9 protein-coding genes are annotated in these 10,396 nt (G+C 76.5%); 8 read left to right on the top strand and 1 reads right to left on the bottom strand.

Annotated features, from left to right (window positions below):
• Together C6N75_RS05790 and C6N75_RS05785 are read left to right on the top strand one after the other, a co-directional pair.
• Positions 1-666 (top strand): MFS transporter (locus C6N75_RS05790; protein ID WP_146132493.1); only part of this gene is annotated, 666 nt, incomplete at its 5' end.
• Positions 667-708: 42 nt separating this feature from the next.
• Complete coding sequence (locus C6N75_RS05785) at positions 709-1,104, top strand: TOBE domain-containing protein (RefSeq protein WP_105867755.1); 396 nt, start codon at positions 709-711, stop codon at positions 1,102-1,104.
• A gap of 67 nt (positions 1,105-1,171) precedes the next feature.
• Here the strand turns inward: C6N75_RS05785 and C6N75_RS31360 are convergent, their stop codons facing one another.
• Positions 1,172-2,926: a PucR family transcriptional regulator gene (locus C6N75_RS31360; protein ID WP_258177246.1), complete on the bottom strand. Its 1,755-nt coding sequence runs from the start codon at positions 2,924-2,926 to the stop codon at positions 1,172-1,174.
• 302 nt (positions 2,927-3,228) lie between these two features.
• On the opposite strand from C6N75_RS31360, the gene C6N75_RS05770 reads away from it, so the two are divergent.
• From C6N75_RS05770 to C6N75_RS05745, 6 genes are all read left to right on the top strand, one after another.
• Positions 3,229-4,074, top strand: coding sequence for an FAD binding domain-containing protein (locus C6N75_RS05770; RefSeq protein WP_105867754.1), 846 nt, complete (start codon positions 3,229-3,231; stop codon positions 4,072-4,074).
• Positions 4,071-6,905, top strand: coding sequence for a molybdopterin-dependent oxidoreductase (locus tag C6N75_RS05765; RefSeq protein ID WP_105867753.1), 2,835 nt, complete (start codon positions 4,071-4,073; stop codon positions 6,903-6,905). The genes C6N75_RS05770 and C6N75_RS05765 overlap by 4 nt, the downstream gene beginning before the upstream one ends.
• A gap of 176 nt (positions 6,906-7,081) precedes the next feature.
• Positions 7,082-7,621, top strand: coding sequence for a molybdopterin-dependent oxidoreductase (locus tag C6N75_RS05760; RefSeq protein ID WP_105867752.1), 540 nt, complete (start codon positions 7,082-7,084; stop codon positions 7,619-7,621).
• A 47-nt stretch (positions 7,622-7,668) separates the two neighbouring features.
• On the top strand, positions 7,669-8,130 hold the full coding sequence (locus C6N75_RS05755; protein WP_105867751.1) for an RrF2 family transcriptional regulator: 462 nt from the start codon (positions 7,669-7,671) through the stop codon (positions 8,128-8,130).
• A gap of 168 nt (positions 8,131-8,298) precedes the next feature.
• Complete coding sequence (locus C6N75_RS05750) at positions 8,299-9,225, top strand: sulfite exporter TauE/SafE family protein (RefSeq protein ID WP_105867750.1); 927 nt, start codon at positions 8,299-8,301, stop codon at positions 9,223-9,225.
• Positions 9,222-10,396: acyl-CoA dehydrogenase family protein (locus tag C6N75_RS05745; RefSeq protein WP_105867749.1), on the top strand; the 1,175-nt coding region annotated here is incomplete at its 3' end. The genes C6N75_RS05750 and C6N75_RS05745, both read left to right, overlap by 4 nt.

Here is a 10,396-nt window from a genome sequence, read left to right as displayed (position 1 = left end):
ATGCCCGCGCCGGACGGCGCCGCCGCCCCGGCGCCGGGGCGGGCGGCGTCCGTCCCGCGCGGGCATGTGGCCTGGCTGTCGGCGTTCTCGCTGTTCCTGGGGGCCGGGGTGGCGTCGGTGAACACCTACCTCTCGCTCTTCGGCGACCGGGAGCTGGGCCTCGGACCGACCGCGGCCGCGGCCCTGGTGGCGGTGCTCGGCGCGGTCGGCGTCGCGGGGCGGGTCGGCTGGTCCAAGGCCGCCCGCCCGGGCCGGGCGGAGTGGCTGCCGGCGCTGCTGGCGGCCGGCGCGGTCGGCTCGGCGCTGCTGCTGGTCGCCTCGGCGCACGCGGCGTGGCTGGTGTGGGCGGCGGCGGTGGCCTTCGGGGTGTTCGCCGTCTCGGCGAACGCGGTGTCCATGGTGCTGGTGGTCCAGCGGGCCTCACCGGGCCGGGCGGGGGCCGACTCGTCCCTGGTCGCCGCCGGCTTCTTCGCCGGGTTCGCGGTCGGGCCGCCGCTGTTCGGGCTGCTCGCCCAGAGCGGCCGCTATCCGGCCGGCTGGCTGCTGGTCGCCGCCGAGTTCACGGTCGCGGGCGCGGTGGCGTACGCCTGGGCGCTGCGCGACCGACGGGCGGCGGGGTCTCCTACGGGGTCGGGGACGGGGTCCCGGCCCGTCTCTTCGGCGTAGCCACGAGCCGGGCGGCGGCGGCCCAGGCCCTAGAGTGCGCAGGTGCCCTCGTACAGCATCGGACAGGCCGCCCGCATCCTGAACGTCAGCCCGGAGACCGTACGCAGATGGGCGGACGGCGGGCGGCTGCGGATGGACCGGGACAAGGCCGGCAACCGGGCGATCGACGGCGCCGGGCTCGCGGCGTTCGCCACCGAACGGGCCCGCGGCGTCCACCAGGTCCCGGACAGCGTCGTCACCTCCGTGCGCAACTTCTTCCCCGGGATCGTCACCGGCGTCGTGGTGGACGAGGTGGCCGCCCGGGTCGAGGTGCAGTGCGGGCCGCACCGGGTGGTGTCCGTGGTGACCCGCGAGGCGGTGGAGGAGCTGGGCATCGAGGTGGGCGTCACGGTGACCGCCCGGGTGAAGTCCACCAGCGTCCACATCGACCTGCCCTGAGGCCGACCTGCCCTGAGGCCGGCCCGCCCTGAGGCCGACGTGCCCTGAGGCCGGGTCGCGGGCGGGCTCAGCGGCAGAGCAGCGCCGCGTACAGGTCCAGCTTGTCGTCCAGCTTGGTCAGGTCGCGGCCGGTCAGCGCCTGGATGCGCTGGATGCGGTAGTGCACCGTGTTGACGTGCAGGTGCAGCGCCTCCGCGGTGCGCGCCCAGGAGCAGTTGTGGGCGAGGAACACCTCCAGGGTCCGCAGCAGGATGGCGTGCGCGGAGGAGTCCTGGTCGCCGAGCGGCCCCAGGGTGCGCTCGGCGAAGGTCTCGCGGACCCCGGCGGGCACCCCGGCCAGCAGGGTTGCGAGCGACGACAGCTCGTCCCCCGCAGTCACGCACCCCGCGCCCGGTCCCAGCACCCGGGCCGCGTCGCGCGCGTAACGGGCCTGCGCCAGGGCCGCGGGCAGCGCGGCGGCGGCCGCCGCGGGCACGCTGAGCCCCGCGTGCAGCGGGACGACCGGGCGGGCGGCCAGCACCAGCGGCCACAGCGCGGCGAGCCGGGCCGGTTCCGCGCCGGCCGCGTCCGGGTCGCACCGCACCACCGCGACCACCTCCCCGCGCTCGGCCGGCGCGACCGCGTAGCCGACCGGGTCCAGGTACGCCAGCACCTCGGCCAGCGCCCCCTCGGCGGCCACCGGCCGGGCGGGTCCGCCCGCGCCCTGGTCCGCCCGCGCGACGGCCGCCGCGCCCTCGGCGAGCGCCTCCGCCTCCGTCCACGCGCCCGCCGGCGCCCCCACCCGCCACTGCGCGCCCGCGCCCGCTTCCGTACGCGTCTGCGCGCGCGCCGCCTCGGTGCGCGCCTCACCGGGGCCGGCCGGGTCGGTCTGCGCCGCGGGCGGCCACGGCTCCGGGTCCGCCGCCTCCGCGACCAGCAGCCGGTACGGACCGGTCGTCGGCAGCCCGGCCGCGGCGAGCGCGGCGTCCAGGGCCTCCGGGTCGGGCGCGCCCGACGCCAGTAGCCGCACCAGTTCGGCGGCCGCCCGGCGGCGGGCCGTGCCGCGGACGCCGAGCACCCGGCGGTAGCGGCCCAGCACGTCGGCGATCTCGTGCAGCGCCCGCGGCGGGACCTCCACGCCGCCGGGCACATGCAGGTACCAGGTGTCGTAGGCGGTGGCCGCCTCGTCCGGCACCCGCAGGGTGGTCCCCTCCGTGCCGGAGCCGCCGTGCGGGGCCCGTACGACCGCGGCGGCCCGGTCCGGCGGCAGCGGCTGCGCGCCGGGGGTGCGGGCCACCGTCCGCCCGGTGGCGGTCAGGACGCAGCCGGGCAGCGACCCGAGGTGCGCGAAGGCGCTCCGCAGCAGCTCGCCGGGGCCGGCGCCCTGGTCGACCAGCTTGTCCAGTTCGCCGCGCAGGGTGCCGGGCAGGGCGTGGTGGGTGCTCGGCCGGCGGCTGAGGTCGCCCCACTGGCGCAGGTAGACCGCCTCGGTGACGGCCCGGAAGGTGGTGCGGGCGGGCACCGCGAGCAGCGCCACCCGGTGGTCGCGGCAGGAGGCGGCCAGCTCGGCGGGGACCTCGCCGTGCGTCTCCTCGCCGGCGAGGAGCGCCGACACCTCCGCCGTGCGCAGCGCCGAGACGAACCGGTCGATCTTGTCGCGCCCGTCGCCGGGGGCCCACCAGACCAGCCCGCTCAGCACGATCTCGCCGCGTTGCAGGAAGCGCGCCGGGTCCTCCAGGTCGGTGGCGGTGACCCCGCCGATCTCACGGGTCAGCAGTTCCCTCTCGGCCCAGACCAGGTCGAGCTCCAGACCGTGGAGCTGGAGCAGGTGTCCGACGTGCATGCTCTGTCTCCTTGCGCCGTGCAACCCCCGTCATGCCTCTCATTCACCAGGTGAAAGTGGCCTCCTGGATGGTAGATGCCAGGTGAGAATCGGGGAAGGGCTGTTGGTGGTTCGCCCAGGGGCGGCCGGTTCCGGTCGTCCGATTCCGTGTTCCAGCCCAGTCGTCCGCGGCCCCGCGCCGCGCTTCACTGAGGGGGTCCGGCGCCGGACGCCGGCACCTGGCCGGAATCGGTACGTACGGCGCCGGACTCCGGCCACCACGGGCCGGACGGCAGCGTCAGCCCGAACGGGGCGGGGAGCCCATGGACCTGAACACGATCACCGAGGTGCGCGACGCCCGGCGGGCCGGCCCCTGGCGGCCCGGCGACGCCTGGCTGGGCGGCGGCACCTACCTCTTCTCCGAACCGCAGCCGCACCTGCGCCGGCTGGTCGACCTCAGCCGGATGGGCTGGCAGCCGCTGACCCTGCTGCCGGACGGCGCCCTGGAGATCGCGGCCACCTGCACCATCGCCGAACTCTCCCGCCACGGACGCAAGACGGCGGCCCCCGCCGCCGGACTGGTCGAGCAGTGCTGCCGGGCCTTCCTCGCCTCGTTCAAGATCTGGCACACGGCCACCGTCGGCGGCAACCTCTGCAACGCGCTGCCCGCGGGTCCGATGATCTCGCTGACCGCCGCGCTGGACGCGGACTGCCTGCTGCGCGCCCAGGACGGCGCCCTGCGCCGGGTCGCTGCCGCCGACTTCGTCACCGGCGCGGGGCGCACGGTCCTCGCCGAGGGCGAGCTGCTGCGCTCGGTCACCGTCCCGGCCCGCGCGCTGGCCTCCCGTACCGCCTTCCGGCAGGCCAGCATCTACGGGCTCGGCCGCTCCGCCGCCCTGGTCATCGGGGCGCTGGACCCGGTGGACGGCTCGCTGGCGGTGACCGTGACCGCCGCGACCGTACGGCCCGTCCGGCTCTGGTTCCCGCTGCCGCCGGACGCGGCCGGGCTGCGCCGCGCACTGGCGGCCGAGACCTGCGAGGCGGACTGGTTCGACGACATCCACGGGCTGCCCGAGTGGCGGCGGCACATGGCCTTCCGGTACGCCGAGGAGGTCCGCCGCGAGCTGACGGAAGCCCCCGCGCAGGGCCGGAAGGGCGGCAGTCGATGAGCTTCGCGATCGAGGTCAACGGGCGGGCGCACGGCGAGGAGCCGCGAGCCGGCCAGTGCCTGCGCACCTATCTGCGCGAACGCGGCTGGTTCGGGGTGAAGAAGGGCTGCGACGCCGGGGACTGCGGCGCCTGCACCGTCCACGTGGACGGCCGCCCGGTGCACAGTTGCGTCTACCCGGCGGTCCGCGCCGAGGGCCGGGCGGTCACCACCGTCGAGGGGCTGTGCGGCTCGGGCGGCGGCCCGCAGGGAGCAGCGGTGGGCGAACTCCACCCCGTGCAGCAGAGGTTCCTGGACGCTCAGGGCTTCCAGTGCGGCTTCTGCACAGCCGGCTTCCTGATGACCACGGCCGCCCTGGAGGCCGAGCGCGGCACCGAGGACGACGACGGCAAGCTGGCGGACCTGCCGCGCGCCTTCAAGGGCAACATCTGCCGCTGCACCGGCTACCGGGCCATCGAGGACGCCGTACGCGGGGTGCGGCACACCGAGCGGCCCGCGGCCGGCGCGGCCGTGGGCCGGAAGGTCGGCGCGCCCGCCGGGCCGCTGGTGGTCACCGGCGCCGCCCGCTACACCTTCGACGTCGAGGTCCCCGGGCTGCTGCACATGAAGCTGCTGCGCTCCCCGCACCCGCACGCCCGGATCACCGCCGTCGACACCTCGGCCGCCCTGCGGGTGCCCGGCGTGGTCGCCGTCCTCACCCACGAGGACGCCCCGGACCGGCTGTACTCCTCCGCCCGGCACGAGCACCCGGGCGAGGACCCGGACGACACCCGCGTACTGGACAGCGTCGTCCGCTTCGTGGGACAGCGCGTCGCCGCCGTGGTCGCGCAGAGCGAGGCAGCGGCCGAGGAGGGCTGCCGGCGGATCGAGGTGGCCTACGAGCAACTGCCCCACGTCACAGACTCGGAGGAGGCCATGCGGCCCGGCGCGCCCGCCCTGCACGGCGACAAGGGCGCAGCCGAGCGGATCCCCCGCCCGGAGGCCAACGTGGCCGGCGAGGTGCACGGCGAGGTCGGCGACGTGGCGGCCGGCTTCGCCGAGGCGGACGTCGTCCACGAGGAGACCTTCCAGACCCAGCGGGTGCAGCACGCCAGCCTGGAGACGCACGGCTGCGTGGCCTGGTTCGAGCCCGGGGAGTCCGGCGGCGAGCGGCTGACCGTGCGCTCCTCAAGCCAGACGCCGTTCCTCACCCGCCGGGCGCTGTGCGCGCTGTTCGACCTGCCGGAGGAGGACGTCCGGGTGGTGGCCGGCCGGGTCGGCGGCGGCTTCGGCGGCAAGCAGGAGATGCTCACCGAGGACATCGTCACCCTGGCCGCGCTGAGGCTGCGCCGGCCGGTGAAGCTGGAGTTCACCCGCGCCGAGCAGTTCCACGGGACCACCACCCGCCACCCGTTCAAGGTCACCGTCAAGGCCGGCGCCCGCGCCGACGGCACGCTGACCGCACTCCAGATGCGGGTGGTCTCCAACACCGGGGCGTACGGCAACCACGGCCCGGGGGTGATGTTCCACAGCGTCGGCGAGTCCTTCGCCGTCTACCGCGCCCCGCACAAGAAGGTCGACGCCTACGCCGTCTACACCAACTGCGTGCCGGCCGGCGCGTTCCGCGGCTACGGCCTCGGCCAGGTGGTCTTCGCCCTGGAGTCGGTGATGGACGAGCTGGCCCGCCGGCTGGGCCTGGACCCGCTGGTGATCCGCGAGCGCAACGCCATCCGCCCCGGCGACCACATGGTCAGCCCGGTCGGCGAGGAGGAGGAAGACCTCCACCTGGCCTCCTACGGCCTGGACCAGTGCATGGCGGTGGTGCGCCGGGCGCTGGCGGAGGACGTGAGCGCCGCCGGGGCGCCGGAGGGCTGGCTGGTCGGCCAGGGCAGCGCGATCGCCATGATCGCCACCGCCCCGCCGGGCGGCCACTACGCCGACGCCCGGGTCTCCCTGCTGCCCGACGGCTCCTACGACGTGGCCGTGGGGACGGCGGAGTTCGGCAACGGCACCACCACCGTCCACCAGCAGCTCACCGCCCAGGCGCTGGCCACCACCGAGGACCGGGTCGTCATCCGCCAGTCCGACACCGACGTGGTCCGCCACGACACCGGCGCCTTCGGCTCGGCCGGCACCGTCGTCGCCGGCAAGGCGGTGCACATCGCCGCCGGCGCGCTGGCCGAGCGGCTGCGCACCTACGCCGCCCGGTACACCGGCGTGGCCCGGCACCTGTGCGTGCTGGGCGCCGAGGCGGTGGACTGCGCGGGCCGCACGGTGACGCTGAAGGAGCTGTACGAGGCGGCGCGGGCGAACGGCGACGCCGAGGAGACGGCCGCCGAGGGGCACTGGGGCGGCACCCCGCGCTCGGTGGCGTTCAACGCCCAGTGGTTCCGCCTCGCGGTGGACCCGGACACCGGCGAGATCCGCATCCTGCGCAGTGTGCACTCGGCCGACGCGGGCGTGGTGATGAACCCGATGCAGTGCCGCGGCCAGGTGGAGGGCGGCGTCGCGCAGGCGCTCGGCGCGACCCTCTTCGAGAACGTCCGCGTCGACGAGCGCGGCGAGGTGACCACCGCCGCCTTCCGCCGCTACCGGCTGCCGCAGTACGCCGACGTCCCCCGCACCGAGGTGCACTTCACCGAGACCCACGACCCGCTCGGGCCGCTGGGCGCGAAGTCGATGAGCGAGAGCCCGTTCAACCCGGTCGCCCCCGCCTTCGCCAACGCCCTGCGGGACGCCACCGGCATCCGCTTCACCGAACTGCCGGTCACCCGGGACCGGGTGTGGCGGGCGATGGCCCGGGCGGCCGGGACGCTTCCCGTGGACGGCCTCCTGGGAGATCCCGAGGAGTGAGACGTCTCGGCGGATGTGACCGGAAACGCGCGCCGGTTCTTCGTAGCAAGCTCACAAATGCCAACCCTTCACCCCCTTTCGGATGGCACACGAGGTTGGGCGCGGCCGGGCCCGGGTAATCCCCGCCCAGCCGCGCCCGGCACACCGCCGCGGCCGCCGTCCGGAGGGGAACTTCGATGACCCGCACCTCCACCGCCCTCACCGCCGCCCGCGCCTCCACCGCCCTCACCGCCCACCGCGCCTCCGGGTCCGCCCGGTCCTTCCGCGTGCACGGGGAGGTCGCCGAGCCGCTGACCCTCACCGCCGCCGAGCTGCGCGCCCGCTGGCCCGAGCACCGCGCCGAGGTCGTCTTCCAGTGCGCGCAGAGCGGCCCGCGCCGGCACACCTTCCAGGGCCCGCTGCTGCGCGAGGTGCTGACCGCCGCCGAGCCCTGCTTCGATCCGCGCCGCCGCAAGCACCGCTCCCGTTTCCTGGTGGCGGTCGGCGGCGGGGACGGCCACCACACCGTGCTCTCCTGGGCCGAGATCGACGCCGACTTCGGGGCCGCGCCGCTGCTGCTGGCCACCCGGATAGACGGCCGCGACCTGGACGCCGACGGCTGCCAGCTCGTGGTCCCCACCGACCACTGCGGCGCCCGGTACGTCAGCGCCGTCACCGGCATCTGGGTCGGCGCGTGCGGGCGGGACGGCGCCCCGCCCGCCGCCGGCGACGCCTGACGCCCCCGCCTCCCCGGTCGCCGCGGCCCGTGGCCGATACTGGCCGTATGCGGATCTCAGCCAGAGCGGACTACGCGGTACGGGCCGCCCTGCTGCTCGCCTGCGGGGAGGCGAAGGGCTCCCCGCTGAAGGCGGAGGCGATCGCCGAGGCCCAGGACATCCCGCACAAGTTCCTTGAGGGCATCCTCAACGACATGCGGCGCGGCGGACTGGTCGTCAGCCAGCGCGGGGTGAACGGCGGCTACAAGCTGGCCCGGCCCGCCGACGGTATCAGCATCGCGGACGTGGTGCGCGCGGTGGACGGCCCGCTGGTGTCGGTACGCGGAGTGCGGCCGCCCGAACTGTCCTACAGCGGGCCCGCCGAGTCGCTGCTGCCGCTGTGGATCGCGCTGCGGGCCAACGTCCGGCAGATCCTGGAGGGGGTGTCCCTCGCGGACGTGACCTCCGGCCGCCTCCCGGCCGAGGTGCACGCCCTCACCGAGGACCCCGCCGCCTGGACCAACCCCTGACCCGTCCCCCTCCCCCGCCCGCGACCCCCCTCACTGCGTCTTCTCTCCCATCGAGACGTCACCGTCCGCCATCCGGACGCCCCTTGCCTCAGCGCCGCCCCGCCGGGACGCTATCCCTACCAATCCGATGGGAAAGCTGGAGATCCAGTCCGGACGAGGTGACCGACCGTGAGAACCCTGATCCTGCTGGCACTTGCCGGGCTCGGCGCCCAACTCGTGGACGGCAGCCTGGGCATGGCGTACGGCGTCACCTCCACCACCCTGCTGCTGGCCGTCGGCGCCAACCCGGCCGCGGCCTCGGCCACCGTCCACCTGGCCGAGATCGGCACCACGCTCGCCTCCGGCGTCGCCCACTGGCGCTTCGGCAACGTCGACTGGCGGGTGGTCGTCCGGATCGGACTCCCCGGCGCGGTGGGCGCCTTCGCCGGCGCGACGGTGCTGTCCACGCTCTCCACCGAGGTCGCCGAACCGGTGACGACGGTGGTCCTGCTCGCGCTCGGCCTCTACGTCCTCGTCCGGTTCACCTTCGCCGGGGTGCCCGCCGGCACCCTGGGCAAGCCGCTGCGCAAGCGCTTCCTCACCCCGCTCGGCCTGGTGGCCGGCTTCCTGGACGCCACCGGGGGCGGCGGCTGGGGCCCGGTCGGCACCCCCGCGATCCTGGCCGGCGGGAGGCTGGAGCCGCGCAAGGTCATCGGCTCGGTGGACACCAGCGAGTTCCTGGTCGCCGTCGCCGCGAGCCTCGGCTTCCTCTTCGGCCTCGGCTCCCAGGGGGTGAACGCCTCCTGGGCCGCCGCGCTGCTGGCCGGCGGCCTGATCGCGGCGCCGGCCGCCGCCTGGCTGGTCCGCCGGGTGCCGCCGCGCGTACTGGGCTCCGCGGTGGGCGGCCTCATCGTCCTCACCAACGTCCGCACCCTGCTGCGCGGCGAGGGACCCACCGTCCCGGACGCCGTCCAGTGGACCGTCTACGGCCTGCTCTACGCCGTCTGGGCGGCCGCCGTGGCCCACTCCGTCCGCGCCCACCTGCGCGCCCGCGAGCCCGCCCCGGCGGCGGCCGAGGACGCCCCCGCACCCGACCCCCAGGAGGCCGTCCGATGACCGCCCTCGCGGCGTCCGCCCTCATGGAGAGCGCCGCGCCCCCGCTCGCGGCGGACGACGGCGTACGGGCGCTGCTGCTCCGCACCGCCCGGGAGGTCGCCGACGACCTGGCCGCGGACGCCGTCGACCGCGACCACGCCGGCAGGGCCCCGGTGGACGAGGCGGGCCGGCTGCGCGACGCCGGGCTGCCGGCGGCGCTCACCCCGCCGGGACCGGACCGCGGCGCGGACTGGCGTACCGGCTGCGCGGTGATCCAGCAGATCGCCGCGGCGGACAGCTCCGTCGGCGAGCTGCTGGCCCGGCACTACGCACACGGCTGGGACGTCCGCTTCCACGGCGCCGCCGAGCAGGCCGCCGCCCTGGAGCGGGCATCCGTCCAGGGCGGCCTGCTGTGGGCCGGCGCCGGGAACGGCCCCGCCCCGTCCCTGCTGCCGCTGGGCGCCGGCCACCTGCTGCACGGCGTCGCCGCCGTGCACACCGCCGCCACCGTGGCGGACTGCTTCCTGGTGGACGCGGTCTGCCCGGGCACCGGCGACGTCCTGGTGGTCCGGGTGCCGGCCGACCACCCGGGGGTGTCCGTCGATCCGGCCGCCGACCGCCTGGGCCAGCGGGTCGCCGGCGCCGGGGCCGTCGCCTTCGACGGCGTCACCGTCCCGGAGGCCGCCCCCGGCGGCGTACCGGAGACGCTCCCGCAGGTGGTCGGGGTCCGGCCGCCGGACGCGGAGGCCACCGCGCCCTACACCGCGCTCGCCCCCTCGGCGCTGCGGCTCGCCCTGGCCCATGTCGGCCTCGGCAACCTGCACGGCGCGCTGGCCGAGGCCCGCGACCTCAGCCGCGCCGCCCCCGCCCACCGCCCGGCCGCCCCGGCCGGCCTGCCGCCCGCCGAGGATCCGGACCTGCTCCTCGCCTTCGGCGAACTCGCCTCCGCCGCGCACACCGCGACCGCCGTGGTGGACCGGGCCACCGACGCCCTGGCCGACGCCCTCGCGCCCGGCGTCCGGCTGGACGTCGAGCAGCCCGCCGACATCGCCGCCCTGGTCGCCACCGCCGAAGCGGTCACCGCCCGGGCCGCCCTCCACCTCACCGCCCGCGTCCTGGAGCTGGCCGACGCCCCCGGCCTGGACCGGCACTGGCGCAACGCCCGCACCCTCACCGCCCACCGCTCCCCCGC

The organism is Streptomyces solincola (genome assembly GCF_002982015.1).
GTDB lineage: Bacteria > Actinomycetota > Actinomycetes > Streptomycetales > Streptomycetaceae > Streptomyces > Streptomyces solincola.
This window is presented reverse-complemented; position numbering and strand designations above follow the sequence as displayed.